22 protein-coding genes and 1 pseudogene are annotated in these 22,102 nt (G+C 39.9%); 3 read left to right on the top strand and 20 right to left on the bottom strand.

The genetic code is table 11. From position 1 onward, the window contains the following. Positions 1–310: 310 nt before the first annotated feature. The 11 genes from LJE72_RS20180 to LJE72_RS20130 all read right to left on the bottom strand — a co-directional run bounded on the left by LJE72_RS20180 (position 311) and on the right by LJE72_RS20130 (position 12,253). Positions 311–1,657, bottom strand: a complete 1,347-nt coding sequence (locus tag LJE72_RS20180) for an MFS transporter (protein WP_229249790.1) — start codon at positions 1,655–1,657, stop codon at positions 311–313. 108 nt (positions 1,658–1,765) lie between these two features. Then, positions 1,766–3,655 carry an aryl-sulfate sulfotransferase gene (locus LJE72_RS20175; RefSeq protein WP_229249789.1) on the bottom strand — a complete coding sequence of 630 codons (1,890 nt, stop codon included), beginning with the start codon at positions 3,653–3,655 and terminating at the stop codon, positions 1,766–1,768. A gap of 104 nt (positions 3,656–3,759) precedes the next feature. Continuing rightward, positions 3,760–4,065, bottom strand: a complete 306-nt coding sequence (locus tag LJE72_RS20170) for a thioredoxin family protein (protein WP_229249788.1) — start codon at positions 4,063–4,065, stop codon at positions 3,760–3,762. Between the two features lie 466 nt (positions 4,066–4,531). Further along, positions 4,532–5,440 (bottom strand): LysR family transcriptional regulator, encoded by a 909-nt coding sequence (locus tag LJE72_RS20165; protein ID WP_229249787.1) that lies wholly within the window; start codon positions 5,438–5,440, stop codon positions 4,532–4,534. 3 nt (positions 5,441–5,443) lie between these two features. Next, positions 5,444–6,388, bottom strand: coding sequence for a LysR family transcriptional regulator (locus LJE72_RS20160; protein WP_229249786.1), 945 nt, complete (start codon positions 6,386–6,388; stop codon positions 5,444–5,446). A 205-nt stretch (positions 6,389–6,593) separates the two neighbouring features. Next, entirely contained in the window at positions 6,594–7,688 is a 1,095-nt protein-coding gene (locus tag LJE72_RS20155; RefSeq protein WP_229249785.1) for an amidohydrolase family protein, read from the bottom strand. A 295-nt stretch (positions 7,689–7,983) separates the two neighbouring features. Then, positions 7,984–8,997 carry an amidohydrolase family protein gene (locus tag LJE72_RS20150; RefSeq protein WP_229249784.1) on the bottom strand — a complete coding sequence of 338 codons (1,014 nt, stop codon included), beginning with the start codon at positions 8,995–8,997 and terminating at the stop codon, positions 7,984–7,986. Between the two features lie 124 nt (positions 8,998–9,121). After that, complete coding sequence (locus tag LJE72_RS20145; RefSeq protein WP_229249783.1) at positions 9,122–10,474, bottom strand: NADH:flavin oxidoreductase; 1,353 nt, start codon at positions 10,472–10,474, stop codon at positions 9,122–9,124. A 480-nt stretch (positions 10,475–10,954) separates the two neighbouring features. Then, positions 10,955–11,419 carry a hypothetical protein gene (locus tag LJE72_RS20140; protein ID WP_229249782.1) on the bottom strand — a complete coding sequence of 155 codons (465 nt, stop codon included), beginning with the start codon at positions 11,417–11,419 and terminating at the stop codon, positions 10,955–10,957. A 156-nt stretch (positions 11,420–11,575) separates the two neighbouring features. Next, entirely contained in the window at positions 11,576–11,866 is a 291-nt protein-coding gene (locus LJE72_RS20135) for a response regulator (protein ID WP_396391566.1), read from the bottom strand. A gap of 51 nt (positions 11,867–11,917) precedes the next feature. Then, positions 11,918–12,253: a winged helix-turn-helix transcriptional regulator gene (locus LJE72_RS20130; RefSeq protein WP_229249781.1), complete on the bottom strand. Its 336-nt coding sequence runs from the start codon at positions 12,251–12,253 to the stop codon at positions 11,918–11,920. A gap of 120 nt (positions 12,254–12,373) precedes the next feature. On the opposite strand from LJE72_RS20130, the gene LJE72_RS20125 reads away from it, so the two are divergent. Next, complete coding sequence (locus LJE72_RS20125; protein ID WP_229249780.1) at positions 12,374–12,766, top strand: pyridoxamine 5'-phosphate oxidase family protein; 393 nt, start codon at positions 12,374–12,376, stop codon at positions 12,764–12,766. A 206-nt stretch (positions 12,767–12,972) separates the two neighbouring features. Here LJE72_RS20125 and LJE72_RS26820 read toward each other — a convergent pair whose 3' ends face one another. Beyond that, positions 12,973–13,098, bottom strand: coding sequence for a cell wall-binding repeat-containing protein (locus tag LJE72_RS26820; RefSeq protein ID WP_396391581.1), 126 nt, complete (start codon positions 13,096–13,098; stop codon positions 12,973–12,975). A gap of 90 nt (positions 13,099–13,188) precedes the next feature. Continuing rightward, on the bottom strand, positions 13,189–13,374 hold the full coding sequence (locus LJE72_RS20120) for a 5'-nucleotidase C-terminal domain-containing protein (protein ID WP_229249779.1): 186 nt from the start codon (positions 13,372–13,374) through the stop codon (positions 13,189–13,191). A gap of 234 nt (positions 13,375–13,608) precedes the next feature. Between LJE72_RS20120 and fliB the strand changes: the two genes are divergently transcribed. Next, positions 13,609–14,850, top strand: a complete 1,242-nt coding sequence (gene fliB / locus LJE72_RS20115; protein WP_229249778.1) for a flagellin lysine-N-methylase — start codon at positions 13,609–13,611, stop codon at positions 14,848–14,850. Positions 14,851–15,182: 332 nt separating this feature from the next. On the opposite strand, the gene LJE72_RS20110 is transcribed toward fliB, so the two are convergent. Beyond that, on the bottom strand, positions 15,183–15,848 hold the full coding sequence (locus tag LJE72_RS20110) for a Fic family protein (protein WP_396391562.1): 666 nt from the start codon (positions 15,846–15,848) through the stop codon (positions 15,183–15,185). 292 nt (positions 15,849–16,140) lie between these two features. Between LJE72_RS20110 and LJE72_RS20105 the strand changes: the two genes are divergently transcribed. Continuing rightward, the gene (locus LJE72_RS20105; protein WP_229249777.1) at positions 16,141–16,401 is read left to right on the top strand and encodes an Rpn family recombination-promoting nuclease/putative transposase; all 261 of its coding nucleotides are present in this window, start codon (positions 16,141–16,143) and stop codon (positions 16,399–16,401) included. Positions 16,402–16,496: 95 nt separating this feature from the next. Here LJE72_RS20105 and LJE72_RS20100 read toward each other — a convergent pair. From LJE72_RS20100 to LJE72_RS20075, 6 genes and pseudogenes are all read right to left on the bottom strand, one after another. Then, positions 16,497–16,699, bottom strand: a pseudogene (locus tag LJE72_RS20100) (BBE domain-containing protein). Beyond that, positions 16,696–17,277: a Uma2 family endonuclease gene (locus LJE72_RS20095; protein WP_229249816.1), complete on the bottom strand. Its 582-nt coding sequence runs from the start codon at positions 17,275–17,277 to the stop codon at positions 16,696–16,698. The pseudogene LJE72_RS20100 and the gene LJE72_RS20095 overlap by 4 nt, the downstream one beginning before the upstream one ends. A 356-nt stretch (positions 17,278–17,633) precedes the next feature. Continuing rightward, the gene (locus tag LJE72_RS20090) at positions 17,634–18,383 is read right to left on the bottom strand and encodes a phosphate ABC transporter ATP-binding protein (protein ID WP_229249775.1); all 750 of its coding nucleotides are present in this window, start codon (positions 18,381–18,383) and stop codon (positions 17,634–17,636) included. Further along, a complete protein-coding gene (locus LJE72_RS20085; RefSeq protein WP_248286483.1) occupies positions 18,380–19,207 on the bottom strand; it encodes a PstA family ABC transporter permease in 828 nt (275 codons plus the stop codon). Before LJE72_RS20085 ends, LJE72_RS20090 begins: the two co-directional genes overlap by 4 nt. A gap of 30 nt (positions 19,208–19,237) precedes the next feature. Continuing rightward, positions 19,238–20,110 carry a phosphate ABC transporter permease subunit PstC gene (pstC, locus tag LJE72_RS20080; RefSeq protein ID WP_229249773.1) on the bottom strand — a complete coding sequence of 291 codons (873 nt, stop codon included), beginning with the start codon at positions 20,108–20,110 and terminating at the stop codon, positions 19,238–19,240. 98 nt (positions 20,111–20,208) lie between these two features. Continuing rightward, a complete protein-coding gene (locus LJE72_RS20075) occupies positions 20,209–21,123 on the bottom strand; it encodes a phosphate ABC transporter substrate-binding protein (protein ID WP_229249772.1) in 915 nt (304 codons plus the stop codon). Positions 21,124–22,102 lie beyond the last annotated feature (979 nt).

The raw sequence follows: 22,102 nt of genomic DNA, 5'->3' as shown, positions 1-22,102 counted from the left end.
CTACAATTTAGTGAAAGTTAGTTCAATTTACCTCATAAATGTATCTATAGTCCCGATAAATCATTTTGATAGGTATTCCCATTTCCTTGCCCCAATAGGGGGGAATATTCCCTCACGACATCTTTCATCTAGTCACTCCGAATAAATGTCCGCCGCCCCCCCCGGTGCTGAACGTATTTCTTATTCGGAAGACGTTGAGCCGCCTGGTCAAAGGACTGTAGTATAGCCGTTAGAACATTTTTTCGGATAATAAATTGTAACTCCTGCAGAGTAAGCAGAGGGTTGACCCATGAAAAGCACTCATTAATTTTTAAATAGCTTTTTCATTAATATCTTCAAGTGACCTTAGCGCAGAACGCCAACCAAACACCCCTACCACGATAGCGAGTATAACACTAAATGCTGTAAGTATTCCATAAACTCCGGGAATTCCATATCCTGCGTATATTATTGGGATAAGTGGTTGTATAGCCATAATTGAGAATCGAGCGACAAAGTTAATAAGCCCGACTGCTGTATTTCTTAATTTAGTAGGATAAGACTCTGCAACATAAGGATGAATGATAAAACTTCTACCCGTTTGAGTTATAGTAATTAGGAGTCCTATAATGGCTAATAAAGCAAAGTTTTTTCCCACCAATAAAAAGGCAAGTGTAAAGAAAGCAGACAAAATCGAAAAAGATACAATAGGTACTTTTCTACCGCCTTTATCCGAGAAGAAAGCCGCAGAAAGCTGTCCCAAAGTCGCTCCAAACGAAAATATGATCCCCAGAGTCAGAGACTCCTTCACGCTAAAACCATATAAATTTAACAAAGTGGGTTGCCATTGACTAAGAAGTTGCGCACAGATCGTTGTAAGGCAGACAGTAACTAATAAGATCAACGTTCTTTTAAGGTATAATGGGCTAAACATTTCTTTTGCGACATGTTTCATTTTCATTTTTTCCGATTTAGTTGAAATGGAATCACTTAAATCCACATTCACTCCAGAAACTTCATAAACAATTTGTTCTGCTTCAGCAACTCGACCTTTGCTCACAAGCCAGCGTGGGGACTCCTTCAAGAACTTAAGGCTTAGTACAGCCGCAACTAGACCAATACCCCCTAAATAGAAAATGTAACGCCATGCTTCAGGATGTATAGGAATAATCGCCCGACATACAATGCCTACAATGGGTATAGACAGAAAGCCTAAAGCTGAGATTAATCCTTCCCATTTTCCCCTACTCTCCTTAGGTGACATCTCTGCCATATAGGCGATCGATACAATTAACATCATAAAAACTCCAAATCCAGTAATTCCTCTGGCTAAGATGAAAAGAGGTACGGAATGTACTAACCCATTTAAAATAGAACCTAAGGAAAATATTGTTACACTTAATATGATTGATTTGCGTCGCCCGATAATATCTGAAATAATCCCACCAATCAAACCGCCAAAAGCCATACCAAAAAAATATGCCGAATTGATTTGTGCCAATACAATTGGGCCAACTTTCATCGAGGCCATAAAGGATGGAGCAATGAATGAAAAGTTAATGCTATCAAACTGTTCAAAAAAATATGAGATAGATACGAGTACAAATATAAACAAATGCATTTTTGAAACCTTGAGCCCATCAAAATAATTATTTTTTATTCTAACTCCAGTTTCCATCCACTACACTCCTTGTAAATTAGTGTTATATATCAACTTCTTTACTTTTTAATTTGGAACTAGAATAGATTGTTTTGTTCTATTGCAATGAGTTCGATCTTGATATTCTCAAGCCTTGATGGTAACTCCGGTTTTATAAATTTTCTCTTCAGCAACCAGCTTAACTTCATACTTCCCTAACAAGCCAGTTTTGTTAATAAAGGTATCTACATTTCTAAGGTCTGCTTTTTGGAAGGTACCCACGCACATCGCTTGAAAATTCTGAGCTACGGTATTTATTGGATATCTGAGGATTTCACCCGTTTCATCTTCCAAGAGTAACTGGGCCATTTCTCCGCTCTCAAAAATTGCATTGAAGTTAAAACGATCTTCCTCCTCAATAATTTTAGCTTCATAATGATCCGGCACAAGGTCCCCGCTTTCAACTGCTTTAACCTTCATTTTGGTTGTTTGGGTCTGGATCAGTTGACCAAGCTTTAGTCCATCACCCAATTCCGCTATTTCATTGGCATAATAGATTGGGAGTTTCTCAGCACGATAGCAATTGGCTGGAACTTGAAGTTCATAAACCAGCTGGTCATTCTGCAATTCACAGGTAATTGAGTTGAAGGTGTAGTCGTTATCCTTAAATTTTGGTTGCATTGCTTTCATGACAGCCATACCTTCGCAGGCTTCGCCGTTTTCGTAGCCGATGCCGCCGGAATGAACCATATAATGACCTTCGTTGTAGTATTCAACGTTACAAATATAGGGAGAAAAAAATTCTGCGCCACGTTCTTTGCCGTACTGCCAAACTTGCTCTATGGTCATTTTTTCGGTATCAATCCTGTATCTGACCCCACGAGAGAAGTTATCTTTGTTCAGCGAATATTTTTCTTTATTTTTGGAACGAAAATGGCCGTTATCAAACAACATAATATCCCCATCAGGCAAAACCACGCAGCCATGCTGTTCATACTGCCAATCGAACTCCCCGTTCCCCACCGGTGTAAAGAAATATTTTTCAACCATATCCTGAGGCCAGCCTTCCGGATCCCCGATAACCCAATTCAATTCACCTGTCTCAAAATTCAGGTTGATTACCGCATCCTGATGACGACCTGAAAGGGTGAGGCTGTTGGTTTTTTTATCGTACCAGACAGCATTGTTGTGAAACCAATCATGGGTATCCTGGCTGCCTGAACCGGCAACATTTTGAGGAAGAACCGTCTTAAAGTCCCACTTTTTGAGGATCTCCCCGGACTTGGAATCCATTAAAACGCATACATCTTCCACCGTACCGGAGTAAAAATCTTGAGTTAGAACTAAGATATTGCCGTCATCCATGACCATCTGGTCGTGATGATAACCGCTGGGTAAAGTATATTCTTTAAAGATTTTGCCGCTAAAGGCCATTTCGTATAAACCAGTGGCGAAATATGGCATCTTTACTAAACGTTCAGTCCCGATCAAGATATGGCCATTTGGCATGCGTTTTAAATCAAATGCAAAATTTTTAGGTGAAAACCATCGGATATCCCCAGCATAATCATACCCTGCCGGCAGACTCCTAAATGATGCTGTAAGGAACATCATGTTATTTCCCATATATTCTGAAGTCGTTCTAATTGAAGTTGCAACAGGAACCTCCGGTAGTAACGGTTCGGTTTTAATAGTCACGCTATTTCTTTCAGAATTGGACATAATTATTTCTACGGTGTTCTCATAGTCTGCATATAGACCGTATATCGGAAGGATATGTTTTTCCGTGCTAGGGAAAGTATGACGAATATCTCCTGGATGTTCTTTCCCTTTAACAACGATCGTGGCTTCGCTGGCTACTGGAGTGTTAAACAAAATCATAGCGGTCAAGGGTGCCACTTCGTAGGGGTCTAGAATGACTAGTGGATTCTGAATAGTATAATTTCCGGCTTCAAGCTTGGCAAGAAACGCTTTTTCCAGTGCATTCTGTCTGTTGATAATGTGAGGAATTTGTTCGTGTTTGATCATATTTTCCATTTCATTACTCCTCGTATAATAGTATTAAATCCACCGGTTAGCATAATTTCCAGTTAGGGAACGCGACCCGGAGAACCGGTTCCCAGTTCTGAAGAATCATTTATTCATGATTTTAGGTTATCCACATCCTCAACTTCACCTACAAGCTTCCCTTGATATTCCCCCTCATTGAAAAAGAGGATCTGGGGCACTCCTTTGAGTGAAAATGATTGATACAACGACTTGTCCTCTTCTACATCCACATAGTAAAATCCAAATTCACCTTCATAGTTAGGCTGCAATTCTTCTAGAATTGGTACAACTTGTTTGCACACATGACCGTTCTTCCTAGAAAAAACGACTAGACACTTTTCAGTCCTATCATAGATCTTTTCTTCAAAACTCTTAGAGTTTAATTGTTGCAATGACATACTCACCCTCCTGAATAACATCCCCATAATTTTAGTGAAATTTATTAGCTCCTACATAAAAGTGTCTTACCCTACCTAATATAGAGATGAGTACTTAATAAGCACCTAAACCAAATAATTACTCGATTTCTTCCAAGGGTATTCCTCCCGTACGCTTGACGAAGACGAGTACAACAATCGCTCGAACGTAAACATCAAAGCAAGAACCATGCCCAAGATTAGTTTGTAGTATATGAAAATAATCACATAAACTGCTTTTAAAGTTCACCTCCATTTATAAGTATTCTTCGATATGCGCAAATCTTATCTAGGCCATTATTAATTTCGATGTTAAATTATTAAAGTTGATTTGCATAATATATATTTTGTCATACATAATATGAAAAAAAATATATTCACGACTTATTGTTTTCGTGAATATATAAAATAACCTTATTCATTTATTCCCTCTTCTCTCGGGTATCGTTTATAATTTGTTTCTAATCAACTCTACAACTATGGATAACAATTCCTTTTCAATGGATGTTAAGGATTCATGATTAGAATAAAGAATATATATATTAGACGGCTCGGTTGATAACTCTTTTATAGGAATTACTTTTATTAATCCACTTTCTATATATAAATTATTTACAGCTAAAATATCAATGTTAATAGAACAGCCAAAGTCTTCACTAATAAGTTTACTCAGCAATTCAATATCTTCAACAATAATGGGGTTTTTTTTGTTAAGCTTTAAGTATCTAAAAACTCCCTCATAGTTATCTTTATAGGAAATAATTCTTAAATTATTAATCTCTGATATACTAATCGATTCTCTAGAGGCCAAAGGATTCTTACAGCTTATAAAAAGTTTTAAGGATGCTTTTTGCGGAACAATTTCACTTGCTAATTTTTTTTCTTGGAGATGTATGTGTAAATCTCGTTCATGATCTACTCCTACACAACCTATAACTCCAATTGAACAGGTACCCTTATCCATCAAATCCAAAATTTCATAATAAGGCGTCTCTAGAATATGCAAACTTACATCGGGATAAAGTTCTCGAAATTGTCTTAGAAGATCCGGAACTATTGCATTTGCGAAGGCAGCCGGAATACCCATCTGGAGATTTTGAATTTTCCCATTCATTATCCCTGTAATCTTTTCACTTAAATCCAGTACAGCTTTAGCGAGTCTTAAGACTTCTTTCCCTTGCTCAGTGGGTACAACTCCTGTATTGCTACGTTCAAATATTTTAAGATGAAGCTCTTCTTCAAGATTATTAACTGAAATACTTAGCGATGGTTGACTAATAAAGATATCATTGGCTGCTTTGGAAAACGATTCATGCTCTTTAATTTTCAAAATTTGATTTAATTGTTCTAGGCGCATAAATCACATCTCCCCAGTAACAGTTGATCTGTGATCAGAAATTACTGATTCTTTAATCATCTCTATTAGTTGTTTATCTAAGAAAGATAAAGCTTCTGACTTCGAATATATAATGAACATTGTCACTTTGATTTTACCCGTTAAATCTTCAATCTCTCGAAAGTTCAGTAATCCTCGTTCAAAATACAGATCATTAAGAGAGAAAAATCTGGGGGCAATAGCAATACCTCGATTTACAGATATCATATATTTTAAAACCTCACGGTCATACACCTTAATGGATTGATTTTCTTTAGGTCGAAAACCCGAAATTCTTAAAAATTTCTCTGTTATACCTAAATAATCAATAATTGTTACTCCTTCTAAATCCGATAATCTAACTATCTTTTTTGTGGTCAAAGGATGTCGATTTCCAACGATCACGGCAAACTCGTCCTTAATTACTTCTTCATAGGCAATATTCCTTCCATCCATAATCTGCTGCATCACCTTATTCTGATCATTACGCCAGCCCGTCACCCCCAATAAACAAGTCCTCGTTGCCACTTTCTCAATGACGTCATGATCTGAAGCTTCCGTTATCACTAGCTTAACATTAGGGTAGTTCTGATAAAAACCAATCAGCAACTTAGAGGCAAAGGCATTAAAAAATGCAGATTCCAGGGATAAACTCAAATTTCCAACCAGATCGGCTTCATCACTGGCAATCATTTTCATTGCTTCAAGATTCGTGATTAATTCACGTGCTAGCTTCAGAACTTCATTTCCCTGGCAGGTTGGCATTAGTCCGACTTTATTACGCCGAAAAATCTTATAGCCCAATTTAGCTTCCAGATTTTTAAGAGAGTTACTAAGCTGTGGCTGACTAATCGAAAGACTTTTTGCAGCTTCGGAAATAGATTTCTTGTTGTCAGTTTGAATAATTTGTTGAAGCTGTTCTATGCGCATGACCCACCTCACTAAAATGAATAATTCATGATATTGTAACTATACCCCGTAGGCGGGTAATTGCATAGAGATATCTTCAACGTTAAATTCCTAGGGATACTTAATGTTCCATGTTTCTTTATGATGCATAGAACTGTCTGTCATGTAAATAGGTGAAGACAATAGTCGACCATTGATACATCAGATTTTCTATACCAATCTCCCGTTATAACCGTTTAAAAAGCTGTAAGGCGTTTTCTCTAAAAATCATTGCTTTGTATTTGTCGATTGGTTCATAAGCCATTATGGCCTTCTTATTAGCAATGATCGCCGGGGCAGGTGTAAATGGGTAATCCGAACCATACATTACTTTAGAAGGATCTACCATGGTCAGCAATGTATCAAAATTACGGGGCAAGGGAGTACCGGCTATATCAAAATAAAGCATCTTAACACTGTCCATTACATTAACCGGTTTGCCCACCCCTTGTGCTGTAAGTATTTCAGTAATTCCAGCTAGCCGCTCAACCAAACCAGGTAAAAAGGACCCACAGTGAGGCACAACGATTTTGACATTCGGATAACGTGTAATAGTGCCGCTGGTTATTAAATTAATGACCGCTCTGGTTGTATCTGCAATAAATTCAAACAGGGGCAGCAGTCCACTGGTAAAAACATTGGCAGGAACTGCCGAAGGCTTGCAGGGGTGGATATTTACAACAGCGTTCCTTTTATTCAATTCAGCAAAAATAGGTTCGAACAATGGATCGCCCAAATAAACACCTCTACTATTGCTGGATAATTTGATGCCATCAGCTTTTAAAACATCAAAGGCATGAGTGATTTCCTCCAAAGATCCTTCAACATCGGGCAACGGGAGCACAGCATTAAAGCCAAATCGTTTAGGATATTTTTGTTTAATTGCTGCTGTTGTCTCATTAATACGTCTACTTAAAACACGTGATTCCTCATTATTGCCAAAATTCTGGTGAGGAGAAGAAAGGGACAAGATTGAAAGTTCAATTTCTGCTTGATCCATAAAATTTAGATGTTCTTCTAAATTCCATTCTGGTGCAGGAAAGCCGTCCTCATTAGCGACACCGGCTTTTCGCACAGCTTCCGTATACTCCGGAGGAATAATATGGCTGTGTACATCAACTGTTTTGATTTTAATCTCGGGAGACTTTGGTTGTGGAGCAGTCGCTACCTTTCCACAACCAGCCAACATCCCCCCGGAGGCAATCCCCGCAGCAACTATCACGCTGCCCATGCAAAAATAGCGTCGGGAAATTTCACTCTCAGCTTTGTTCTCACCTTGCATAGATACCTCTCCTTTTATATTTTACGCACCATCGGATAGGCTTATGTAGCCTATTGCGAGGCTTGCAAGTCTTTTGTTACAACGCTCTTTTCTTCCCGTGTCAGTCTCTTCTATGTGCTCTTCCGCAGAGTTGCGGTTTTCACTGTTGCTGAAACACAGTATAGACTGTAATATGTTTTCTAACGAGTTTAATCCAAATGAGACAGGCCGATTTAGTACGAGTCTCATTTGGATTACAATTTGTTGATAACTAATGCAACCGCACTGAACAGTTCCAATTCCTCAGCTAAGGCAATTACTTGCTAGGTACTCTTCTGACCGTGTGATCGATGCCTAAAAGTGTGGCCAAGTTTTGTCCGAATATCTTCCCCCGGTCCTCCGAGGTAATTTCCGGGTAACCATATTGTTCCCGCAAATCAGCAGGTATCTGAAAATCCCTCATACCCTGGACAGCAGCTTTGAGCTGTGTGCCGAAGCCTGCGTAGTCCGTTCCCCAGATAATCCGATCCGGCCCCACCCAACGCAGAGCCTCACCCAGAATTTTAGCAAACTTATATGGAGCAGATAATGCCCACGGCAACAAAAGACTTAGGCACGGGTATATGTTAGGGTGTCCCATGGCAACCATGTTGAGATCGTCACAATACGGGTATCCCATATGAAAGGCCACGATTTTCAGTTCCGGAAAGTCCCTGGCCACGTCGTCCAACAGTATCGGCAAGGCATACTTACTTTTACCCGGGGGAACCCAACTAAAGCCCGTGTGAATATCCAGCACTATGCCGAGTTCCTCTGCCTTTTGGTAAAAGGGCCAGAGGACCGGATCATTAATATAGGTGTCTTCCGGAGGGTAATATTTGAATATCTTTGCGCCCCTTTCCTTAACCCAGTATTCCAGTTCCCAGATACTCTCCTTTAAACCTTTATGTTTTATCGGTGAAATGTTAGGCTGGTACATAAACCTGTCCGGGTGGGTATCAACCGCTTTCGCCATTTCCCCGTTAGTGCACCACCTACTGGTGTATCCTGTCGTATCCATCATGGATTCGGGAAGCAGGCAGGCAATGTCGATTCCATATTTATTCATGTATTCAATAATATACTCCGGGTCTTGTTGGGCGTGCATTTCGTGAGGCTCCACCCCTTCAAAGAAAGTCGGAGAACTTCCTAGGAGCAACGGTCTGGTTATATTTCCTATGGCACGCCACCACATCTGGACCCCCGGAAAATGATTAAATGTCTCCATCTCTCCTATAAGGTGCATTTCTGGGTCGATTTTGAAATAATCATCCGTTTGAAACTCGGACATACTCAAACCCCTCCTAATCCTTAACCAGTACTGCTTTTTCAAATGAAACTTCTTCACCTATATTATTAAAATTCCACCTTTGGCAGCCAAGGCTTTACCATTAATCTTTAGTTGAACGAGTTCACTATCTGGAACCTGGACCGCGGAAAGGAATCCAGAACTTTTCAGTGTACGGAATTTCACTCCTCCACCAAGCATGATTCAGGGAGGGCATACTCATTGCACCGCGTGGGAAAAGCGGCTCATCCGGTCTTCGAGGTCCCATATGGTACTCAGGGAACTCAAATTCTCTGCCCAACATTGGATTAAACGGACAACGAGGGCCGCCCATATCCCCATTAGCGCGAGCAAGGCAAATATTACACCTCTTACATTTTATAATGTCTTCGATTTTGCCCGCCGCAACTTTATTCGGTAATTCCGGATCACAGAAGGACTGTCTGCCTAAGGCGATAAGGTCCGCTTTACCCTCAGCCACAATACTTTCAGCCAAAACAGGATCATGGGCCCCAACTAAAATCGCCGGTATTTTTAGAGCTTTTTTAAATTCAGCTGCGCAATCGGGTTGATGAGCCCACCGTTCCGGGTCGGGAATCAAGTGCCCGGATTCTTCATACCCTCCCCCATCGGAAAGGCTGATATAGTCACAGCCCAAGGCCTGCAGATCTTGAGCTACATCAATCATTTCCTCCCGTGTCAGGCCGCCTTCACAGTGCTCTTCTGCAGAAATGCGACAACCAACTGCCACATCTTTACCTGCTGCATAACGTACCTGTTCGGCAATTTCGATCAGAAAACGCTTGCGGTTTCGCCAGGAACCGCCGTACATGTCAGTGCGCTTATTGGAAAGTGGAGATAAAAACTGATGTTCCAGGTAGCCGTGGGGAGCATGAATATCGATAACATCAAAGCCTGACTTTATTGCTAATTGACAGCTTTGAGCAAATTCTTTTTGTTCGCTGTGAATTAAATCAATGCTCATTTCAAAGGTATTCTGTCCATATAAGAATTCACGAGCTAAGTCATTAGTCTTCATGCTAGGAGCAACCAGAGGGTGAGCGCCTTTTTCTATGGCAATCTCATAAGGAAGTCCTCCGGTTGCTGCCGGTACCAGCTCGTGATGGTTATCTGAATGTCCCTGCCGACCGAAACCTATCGTCATCTGTGCCGCCGTTTGTGCGCCGAAATGGTGACAGGTTTCATTAAACAAGCTCATACCCTGAATATGCAAAGGACTAAACATGTAAGGATTTCTTCCCCAAACGAATTTGGAAGCTAATTTAGTGCCCATAATAGCCCCTGTAGTTAACAATCCAAAGCCGCCTTTCGCTCTTGCGGCAAAATATGCTATATACTGAGCAGTCGCCTCTCCCCTCACGCCGGCAAATGTTTCATTCATGGGGGCTACGACGTATCGATTCTTTAGCTCGACCGGTCCAATTTTGAGTGGTGACATCAAATTATTAAAATTGCCCATAATTGTTTCCTCCCTTAAGATATATTTATTCCTTGTTATCGTATCCTTTAGGTCAGTAAACCGATAACTTTATGACATTTTCTCCTGCACCTGCCTTCATTTCTATTTTAGCTAACTCGAGTCCCTGGAATGTTTTTCTTTCAAAACTCATAGAGGTAAACTTAAACAACGTTTAAGATCCCTACATTTGGAGTATATTGAATATTTGGAATATATTCGCGAAATTACCCCCTCTTAATAGCCTGTTCAGAGTCACGCGATGAAATTATTCCTTCCACACAAAAACATACTAGGGAAAATGTCAACCTGTCCTTTAATTATGCAAGAAGTATGCCACAGTCTAACCAGCAAAGAAACTGGCAGTCCGCATTCATTTCAAAACCTAATTATCTCAAATAGGACAGTACCACTAACTATATTTACCTAATAATCTGATTTTGCTGATTTTTTTGACATTATCTAAAGTGGGACACTTCGTGCTTAGATTGTCCCATTTTGAGGAGCCTTTCTCCTACTTTGTCTGCCAACCAACCAGCTCTGAGACCGCCGAGCCCAGACCGGGGGCAGGTTTTCATCACTGATCAGGTCAGTCATAACAGACATTGAGGTGATGGGAGTTTTATTTTTCAAGAGGTCGGCTTGCTCAGAGAGGGTTACGGTTACTTTATATAGTTCACTTTTAAGGATGCTAAGCTCGCCTTCATCGTTATCTCTAATATCCAGGGAGTATTCGCCATCTGCAATTCGCTTGAGATAGTCGGCTAGCTTTTCTATTTGCTGATATTTCCATCTCGTAAACAGGAAGGATACTGCAGCCATTAAAAGCAGCGCTAACAAGGCGATGATCCCTGAGACGGGATTAAAAAAATAGCAGGCAACAAAACCTACTATTACTACTACAGTCAAAAGTGTCATATATAGCTTGATTTCTTTATTTCGCAACACCTTAGCTGCCCCCTTTGTATCATGCTGTCTTGTCATACCTGCGAGTAACAGATTTAAGACGCAAGAGCAGCTCTCTTATTCGAAATGGCTTTGTAATATAGTCATCAGCGCCCATATCGAGACCCATAACCACATTAACCTCGTCATCGATTGCCGTTAAAATATGACTGGGATATCTTCCTTAGCCTTGATTAATCGGCAAAGATCATAGCCACTTCCGTCTGGAAGGGATAGATCAAGAATTGCTAAGTCAAAGTTATTCTCATAAAGTGTCGTTTTTGCTGACTTAATATCCACACAGTGAGTTACCAGATATCCCTCTTGTGTGAGTAGAAACCGCTCCTCTTCCGGGATCCCAAGAAGAACGAACACCTGGGCGGAGGTCAAATTCATCACCATTGACGAATTTGGATTACCGCCACTGTCGAGAGAAGCAAGCAGTTTCATCCCTGCTCTTCGCAAAGCTGCATCAGTGCGGCATGAAGACAGCTCTTCAATTCAACAATTCTTATCCTTCAAAGTTTCAATGTATTCGTTTCCCCAGATTGCCAATTCTGCTAACACTTTTTTAAACTTTATCCCTATATCACTCAAAGAGTATTCGACCTTTGGCGGGACTTGGGGATAAATCTTTCTTTCAATCAATCCGTTCTCCTCCAAAGCGCGTAACTGTTTCGTCAGGGTTGACTGGGTTAAATCAGGCAACTGCCGCTGCAATTCTCCAAAGCGCATAGTCTTTTTCCCGAGATGGTAGAGAATAATTATTGACCATTTACCAGAAAGAACCCTCTGTGCTGTTGTATATGGGCATATCCCAAATAAATCTTTCTCCAATTTCCCTAATCTCCTCCCGACAGTATTTATTTAGATACTATGTATCATAAATAATCGTACTTGTTATTTCAAGACTTTTATTGTAAATTTATTGTATAAACTTGAAAGGAGATTTCTTTAATGCAAGAAGTTTTAGATTTCTTAAAGAAGTGCCAGACTTATTACTTAGCAACCGTCGATGGAGATCAGCCACGAGTTCGTCCCTTTGGAACTGCCAACATTTTTGAGGGCAAGCTTTATATTCAGACTGGTAAGGTAAAGGACGTTTCAAAGCAAATGACAGCAAATCCCAAAATCGAAATTTGCGCTTTTAATGGCCAAGAATGGATTCGTATCCAGGCCGTTGCAGTAGAGGATGACCGTGTTGAAGCAAAGGAGAGTATGCTCAAAAGCTATCCTTCGCTTCAGTCTCGGTACTCTGCTACAGATCCAAACACCCAGGTATTGTATTTGCAGGATGCAGCAGCAACGATAGCTACCTTTACAGGTGAACCTAAAATAATTAAGTTCTAATTTGCCATTTAATAGCCTCAACTATTACAAGCCACCGTTTACTGTAACGGTGGCTTGTTTTTCACTTTCTTTTCACTCATTAGAGTGGACCATGGCGGCAAGATATCAATTCTTATGGCTTATTGCCCAGCCAGCCTCCTGAGCTGCTGTTCGATGTCATTCCCCACTACGCTCTCTCCTCCGAAAATAGCGGCTTCACTTAACTCTCAGGCTTCAAGGTAATGGATGACCTGTTCAGACAGACTGTCGTCCTCGAGAATAATCGGAGCCTTGTGTTTTGCGACATAGACACTACCGGCTAAAGCCTCTGGGTAATTATTTCCGGTAGCGATACAGACAGCCTGATCCCTTGAAGGAGAACCGAAGCTTTAAGCTGGGGAGGAAATATTGCGCGATGGCGAGGGAGGTGTCATAGCGGTCGGCTAAGGCATCCGGTTTGCCACGCCGCTGGGCAGGCTCACGGTTCCGTTCACAGTGAACGACGGGGCTGCCACTAGATAGTTTCTGTTCATATCTAATGGTGTCCCATCCGCTAAAGTGACCGTGACGATTCTACTATTCTCAGGATTTTCAACCAAGTATTGAGTCCTGCTGATTCTTTTCTCCATAAATTTTATCAAGGTCTAATACTTAATATTTTTATATTTAAGTTTTGAAAGCAACAGGGAAAAAGACCCATATTTGGGTGTAAAATTATAATAATTGTTCACAACGAAACCCCATCAAAAAAAACTCCATGGTTATATCTTTATTACCATAGTATTTTACAGAAAGCTATATTATTTTTTCATCGTAATTTCCTTATTAAGATTAACATTCTAAATAGATATGAGGAAAAACACATGGCTAAAATGACGAGAGAGATACAAATGCCTCTCTACCTAAAGTCTTTCAATTGCATAGGTTCCGCCTGCGAGGATAGCTGCTGCTTTGGTTGGAGCAGTATCACTGTGGACAGCAAAACCTTCGAAAAATACAGCAAGATCCATGACTCAGCATTGAAAGAAATAATCGATAATAAGGTCGTACTCAACCAAACAGAACAAAGTGAAGAAACCTTCGCCCATGTGATACTAAACAATGATTCAACTTGCCCTTTTTTAAGTGAAAAAAAACTTTGTCTAATACAGTTAAAACAAGGCGAAAAATACTTACCCAAGATTTGTTTTGCTTTTCCTCGGGTTACTAATGTTATCAACGGTATCCTACAAAAATCCGTTGTCATGTCTTGCCCCGAGGCTGTACGCGTAGCACTGTTAAACTCCAAAGGAATTGACTTTATTTCAGTACAAGAACCTCTAGATGTGCGCAACAATATTTCGATTTCAATTAATACCAATGATTCAGCCTTCACTGATACACCGAATAAGTATTTTCAGGATTTACGAAATTTTACACTTCATATATTAAAGAACAGGGATTATAAGCTCGAGGAACGGCTTATTATTCTAGGATTATTTTTTCAAAAGCTTGCAAAAGTATGTAGCGAAAAAAAGGTTGATACTATACCTGAGCTCATTGCCTCCTTTGCCCAATTATTAAAGAAAGAGTCTTTAAGAGCGTTTCTCGCGAAAAGCCCCACATCCCCAGCAGTTCAGTTTAAACTGTTGATGCAAAGCGCTCTCATAAAGCTTGTACAGGGAATAACCAACCAACGCTACGCTGAATGTTTCATTGAATTTTTGCATGGCATAAACCATTCGCCTGACATAAGCTTAGATATTCTGGCTGAAAACTATCGTCTAGCCTTTGAAAATCACTACGCTCCCTTTGCCTTTATGCACGAATATATTTTCGAGAATTATCTGGTGAATTACGTCTACAATAATCTTTTTCCACTGTGTGACGGAGACATTTTCGACGAATATATAAAGCTCGTGTTTCATTACGCGTTAATCAAAATGCTTCTTATCGGTATTGCCGGATTCCACCAAGGACTTAGTTTAGAGTTGTCAGTTAAGCTGATTCAGTCCTTTGCCAAAACAATTGAACACGATCCACAATACATCAATGAAACGAAAGATTGGTTCAAAAGAAAAGGTTTAAACTCCATGAGTTACTTATCAATACTCATTAAAAACTGAGCTTGAACCAGACTCTGCTCTAGTTGCTTCTCCTGTCATCATGGCAACAATTGGCGCTAGGCATCCCCACCTAAAACTAGTTTCACGAGGGTGACAAACCCCATATAAAATGCCTATTCCAAATTGGACTTCGCGGTCCTCTTCGGGGACTTGGGTTTGATCAGGATGCGTTTTGTTGCTTTAAGAAGATCCTCAATCTTATTCATCTTTACTCACTCCCATGCATCCTTGGCATTTTCATTCCCCATTGTGCCGCCAGTCATGATGGTTGAGTTGGTGCCAGGCACAGGGTCTTCCAAGACCTCTTTATGATTAAAGATTAGTTTTCCCCGCTATTGGCGTTTTGAGATTTCATTAGCATTTCTGACAATCTCTACATACTTTAATAGCTCTTCCTCAAGATATTCCCCAACTAGAGAAACCATCTCTGATGGATCTTCACCGTTTGTATGATAACTTGTGAAGCATTCATAGTATCGTTTACGATCACTAAATTTAATGTTAATGGGAGGATAACCCTCCTTCATCAACTCCAGGTTTAAAAGCAAACGTCCAGTTCTGCCGTTACCATCAATAAATGGATGTACGGCTTCAAATTCCATATGAAATTGAGATACACGTTCAACCACATGAGATAAGGGAATTTCCTGGTATTTTAGAATAAGTTGTTCCATTCTAGCAGGCAAAAGATATGGCTGAGGCGGTGTATGAACAGCCCCCATAATAGTTACAGGCACACGTCTGTATACTCCTCTATCTTCACGATTATCCATCAGAACCAGACTGTGAATGTCTTTGATGACCTTTTCGGACAGCGATACTTTTTGCTTTACCAAATCCTCAACATAGAGATAGGCGTCCTTATGACCTACTGCCTCTAAATGGTCTTTAAGTGGCTTCTTATCTATGGTTATTCCCTCTTTGATGATTAAGGCAGTTTCCTGCAAAGTAAGGGTATTGCCCTCTATAGCATTAGAATTATATGTAAAATTAATCAAAAACTCCTCGCTTAATCTTAATAGTTCACCTACTTTAAGTGGTCTATATGAATTTAATTCTCGAAAAATTTTTTCAATTCTATTAAAAGCAGCTATTTTGCATACCGCCTTTCCATAAAGTATCCAATTTAATATATCGTAGCATAGTCAGTTAAATATTACCAGTTCAATCTCTAAGATTGACTATTCCGAATTAATTAAGGAATAATATGAGTATAATCATGCTATTCTTTACTCAAAGGGGGATAGGGTATGCCCACCATTAAATCTTTTGAGCCCGTGGAAGCATCGTTTGGACCCCAAAAGTGATCTCATTTTCAAACGACTTTTTCGAGACAGACAACTTCTAATTCCCTTTTTGAATGATATTCTTCATCTAAATGGCCTAGAGCGAATTGCGGATGTGACACTTTTGGAAACCACTAAAGAAAGAGAGCATCCCAAAGACAAACAAATTTCTATGGACATCCAAGCCCTTACTGAGCAGAATATGCGTATAAACATCGAAATCCAACTCAAAGATGAGCAAAATATGGAAAAGCGCAGTGTCTAACGCTCACCAAAATGCTCTTGAAATACTCCAGGCCCGCTTTGGCGATTACAGAAAAGAAAAAAATCCGACTATAAAATCGGACTTTAGCAAGATACTTATTCATTTTTTATGGCCTGTGGGAAATTGAAGACATTCCTGGGGTCATATTTTTTATTTGTTTGAGCTTGCAGGCGTTCTCTCCATAATATTCCTTCCCATAGTTTCTCAATCCACTATAGGGAAAATTAATATAGGATCCCTTCGCAATTGCTTTTAAATACGTGAATGGATGGTGAAATTGCCGTTTTAGTGCACTCATTTAAGTAAGTCTTCAAGATTTATACTAAATCCCTTCAAAACCTCGGAATGGGCTATCCCTATTTCCTTCAAGACCTCTACCTGGTGATACTGCCCTTCCTCATTTAAAACATAGATTTGTACAGTATTCAAAAGAGGATTAACAATCCAATATTCTTTAACCCCGTATTGCATATATAAATTGAGTTTTTTAACGAGATCATGAGCTTGATTTGAAGGAGATAAAATTTCAATGATAAGTTCAGGTGAACCAACATACTTATTTTCGGCAAGTTTCGTTTTATCACAGATAACTGATAAATCTGGAATGACAACCTTGGTTTTTTCAGACTGATCCCCTTGGTCATCATCAGCTGTCCTAAGCTCAATGTCAAAGGGTGCAGGAAACACTTCGCATTCTTTGCCTTCAAGGAAATTGAATAACTTTGCATGTAATCTACTGGAAATCCTTTGATGTTTCGTCGAAGGAGATGGAGTCATATACACAATCCCATCAATGTATTCCAATCTATTCTCGGAATTTTCCCTGAGTTTGTTATATTCGGCTATTGTAATGACTTGAGGTTCAGTTAAGCTCAACATAAACACCCCTCATCTGCAAAGATTGATGTTATTACCATATTATAACACAACTCAACCTATACATTCTATTGATATCCTCTTCAACTTCGTTCCGAATATAAATAATAACAATCTGTTCTAGAAACGGAGCATACCAGTGAACGGCGGCCCATTGTTTCTCTTTTTTAATCACTCACTAAATCACATCAAAAAAACTCATCTCATTACTTTCCGGAATTCCTTAAAGCAGCCAAATTTCCGAAGTGAATCGATGGTCGCATTCCCAATCTTAACCCGTTTCTTCACATCCTCTACAGAATTGAGGGCTTTTCTCGGGCCGCGTGATTAATCCATGCAACAACGGAGAAGAAACCCTATCCAAATAATCCTTGCAGATATTGTTTTGTTTCTTCTTCTTGAGGATTTGTGAAAAATCCCTCAGTATTATTCATTTCGATGAGCTTACCTCCTAGAAAAAAGGCAGTACAGTCTGCAATTCTTCTCGCTTGCTGTAAATTATGAGTAACAATGACGATGGTATAATGCTGGGAGAGCTTCACGATCAGATCCTCAATTATTTTAGTATTATGGATATCAAGGGATGAACAAGGTTCATCCATCAATAAAACCTCAGGTTCTACACATAATGAGCGAGCGATGCTGAGTCTTTGTTGTTGTCCACCTGAAAGCTTTAAAGCAGACATCGTTAACTGATCTTTTACTTCCTCATAAAGTCCGCACAATCTTAATTTAGCTTCGATAATTGTATCTAAGTTGCCCTTACCTCTTACACCATGATATTTCAAAGCATAGGCTAGATTATTATAAATCGACATGGGAAAAGGTGTTGGTTGTTGAAAAACCAGGCCGATGTCCTTCCTTAACTTTGCTAAAGGTATCTGATGAATAGACTTCCCCTTAAAGAGGATCTCACCCGATACTCTTGCTTGCTTTTCTTCGTCACTGAGTCGATTTAGAGTCCTAAGCAAAGTGGTTTTTCCACAACCGGATGGCCCGATAACCGCTAAGATTTTATTGTGAGGAATGGTCAGATTAACCTTTTTAAGTATTTCCGTATCCCCGATAGCGAAACTTAAATCCTTGAGTATTAGATGATGTTTCATCGCTTTCCTCTCATTCCCAGTAGGGTAGGCACTGCTGCTAATAAATTAAGGAGCAAAACTAAAATCATTAAAACGAAAGCTGTACCATAAGCGTTTTCTAAGGAGATTCCTTGCCCTATTAAAACATAGAGGTGATAGGGCAAGGACATAAAGGGCGAGGCAAGGGACTCTGGCACGGGTGCATTCATCATGCATCCTGTGAGCATAACCGGGGCAGCAGCTCCCATGGCAAAACCTGAGGCCAGGGTGATGATTGAAAGGATCTGTTTTCTATACATTGGTAATAGCAGGTTAATGATGGTATAGGATCGATTGATGCCTAAAGAAGCTGACGCTTCCAGGAGCTGTTTGTTGGTTTCTAGAAATAGTTTTTGCAGCCTGATTTGAATATAGGGAAAAATCATAATAGCCAGAGTTAGGCCGGAGGCAAGGATCGATAATCCAAGCTCTAGCTTAATAACTAAAAAGGCATAACCGAAAAGTCCCAATACTATAGAAGGAATACCTGCAATACATTGGATGATTAGGTTAACGACTAGCTTAATCCTATCATCTCTACAGTGAAAAACCATATAAACTGCTGTAAAAAAGGCAAGGATCGTGGCAAAGAGGCTGGCAATCAAGGTAACAAGCAGGCTGCCTGCAACTGCTGGCCAGATGCCTCCTGCTGAACCCACCGGAAAACCTGCAGGTTTTGCTAGAATGAAATTCAGACTTATAACTCCCTGGGCTTTTATGAAAACGAAACTCAGCAAAAAAAATAGAAGGCCTATGGAGAGAACGGTGCTTAAGACAGTCCAACACCTCAGTGGAAAATTGGTCATATTTTATTATCACCTCTGTTCCTCTCTACCTCATTCGAGATGCTCAGTCAAATTCTTCTTGATTAGATAGAAAAGAGCGTTCAGGAAAATCAAGAACATCATCAATACAAAACCCGACGAAAAAAGCGCGTGGTAATGTAAACTTCCAAGACCCGCAGTTCCTATTTCCAAAGCGATGAGCGCCGGAATGGTCTCACCTTTCCCTAGCAATTTCGGAAGAATCGGTGAATTTCCCATGACCATCATCACTGCCATGGTTTCACCCATCGCCCTGGAAAAGGCCAAGATCATGGAGGTTAGAATTGCACCTTTGGCGTTGGGCAAAATTAGAGCTCTTAACATATAACTTTTAGAAACACCCAAGGCCAGAGACGTTTCCTTATACTTCTCATAGGATTTTTCCGTTGTTTCTGCCACAGATGAAACGATGTACGGTAAAACCATTACTGCTAGGACAATTCCACCGCTAAGGATAGATTCACCAGCAGCCAGCCTAAACGTTCTCTCAAGAAATTTCACCACAACCAGAAGACCAATAAATCCATAAATAACGGAAGGTATTCCCGCTAACACCGCCAATATTGATGTAAAAAAGCCTTTTAGCCTTTCATTTTCAAGCGCAGCTAACTCTAGGGCACAGCCAATTCCTATCGGTAGAGAGATTAACACTGCAACCATTGAGACATAAAAGGTGGCTAAAATCATAGGCAGAATTCCTACCGTTGGCTCGCCGGCTAATGGGTTCCAGGTTAAGCCAGTAATAAAATCAAAGAATTTAACTTCTTGAAAAATCAGCACGCTTTCTTTGGTAATAAAAAAAATCACTAGAAATAGCAAGACTATTGAGATTATCGTAAAAATTATGCTTAAAATGCCAAATAGTTTTTCAAAGATCTGCTCCATAAAAAAACACCTCATCTGAAAAGACACTCATTGGATATACTAGTGCAAAAAATTCAGAGGCTGAGTGCCCCTGAATTTTTTGTTTTCCTTATCTGGTACTATCTATTAGGAACAAAGCCTAATTTTTCGATAATGTCCATCCCCTCGTCGGAAAGGGCATAGTCCATGAACGCTTTTTCTTGAGGTAAAAGCTCTCCCTTTTTAAGTACAATCAGAGGTCGTGAAACTTTGTAGGTACCATTCAAAATATTTTCTGACGTTGACTCTATCCCATCAACTTTAAAGGGAGCAAGTTTCCCTTTATTCTGATTAACCATACCATAGGAAGCATAGCCTATAGCATTTTCATTCTCAATAACTTTTGTAACCAACGCTCCCATAGAAGGTGCTTGAATCACATCGGCACGAACCTTGGCGTCTCCCATAATCGCTTTTTGGAAAACCTCATGAGCTCCACCCCCAATATCACGAGTCACAACAACAATTTCTGTTTTTGGTAAAAAAGGGTCAACCTCATTCCAAGTCTTAAATTCTCCAGCGAATATTTTCTTTATCTCATCTGCCGTTAGTGACTCTTTTAGCTTTGTGAGATTATTCTTAGGGTTTACTGAAATGGTTAAGGCATCCATACCTAGTTTGAATTCCTGATACCCTTCAATTTTTGCTTTTTCTTCATCGGATACCTTTCTGGAAGCCATACCAAAATCACTAACGCCATCAATGATTGATTTAACACCTGCACTGGAACCGGCGCCAGATACATAGATTGCGATATCCTTTTTAGCAAATTGGCTATCAACTTTATCCCAGGTCCCATAGTGCTCATTAAAGTTAGTCGATAATTGCGATAGGACTGGTGCTAAGGTTGTAGAACCATAAAACTTAATTTCTGATTTGAATTGAGTCCTGGCATCCTCGAGAGGTTTTGACCCTCCCGCTTGACTGGAACACCCCACTAATCCGAAGGCCAACGATAGGACCAAAAAGAGTGCAGTTGAAACTTTCCTGTTCATGTTTCTCCCCCTTATTCTAACTATCTATCCATATAATTCATTCTCAGGAAATTATATGATTGTTTTTTGAATATGTACAATATTAGTTTTTAATAATGTTACTGATATACGTTTTTATTATGTTAATGGCCCCGGGAGAGTATCTTAAACAAATCCTATATCGTTATCGGAAAATATAACCAATTTCTCATCAAACTTCTTTCACATTTCAATATGAAACCAGAAAAGGGCTCAACTATATATTTGGGAATAGGCAGAGACGGTATTTGGCGCACTTGTAAGTTTGACTACCACAAAGATAAAGATTCTATAGTCACAGGTACCGCTAAAATAATAGCTACTTCTTTAGAATTCAATACTGTATTAGATGATGAAGGAATATATCGACAAATTCCTTTAGTGGCACAGACGACTCTCATATCAAAGCTTTTAAACTATACATTCCCAATGAATCACATCAACATATAGCAAGAGCCAGCCTGAATGGTCGCACCCCATTCGAGCTGGCTTCTTTACTTCTCACTGTTACAATTTCTCGGTTCAAAGCACATCCCTCACGATGACGTCCTCCTCAAACCAAGGCTGCTTAAACGTCCACCCGCTGGAGGTAACGCATCATGATACTGACTAAAAAGCCACTGGATCAGCTTAGACACACAAACTTCTTCAATCTATTCTTGCTGAATAGTCTCGCGTCGGGCAGGTCTGGTTAGATGCTTCTTCAAGGCGGGTGGAATTTACTCTTGCACAACATCTTTCGCCCGTCAGCTACTGCACACCCTTTTTGCGTCCAACGCCACTGTAGACACCTTATTTCACCATGGGTTTGACCCATTGCATAATTAAATTTTTACTCATCTTTCAATGCTTCCGGCTTTTTCTTTGCATCGCTGGCCTTTTCTTCTGCCGGAATTTAACTTTCATTTAATCAATAGTTTTTATCAGCGTAACCAACCCAGCCGCCTTCTTTAACAAGTGT

The sequence above is a fragment of the Desulfosporosinus shakirovi genome (genome assembly GCF_020595055.1).
Taxonomy (GTDB): domain Bacteria; phylum Bacillota; class Desulfitobacteriia; order Desulfitobacteriales; family Desulfitobacteriaceae; genus Desulfosporosinus; species Desulfosporosinus shakirovi.
Note: the sequence above shows the minus strand (reverse complement) of the source record. Positions and strands in the feature narration are given on the sequence as shown.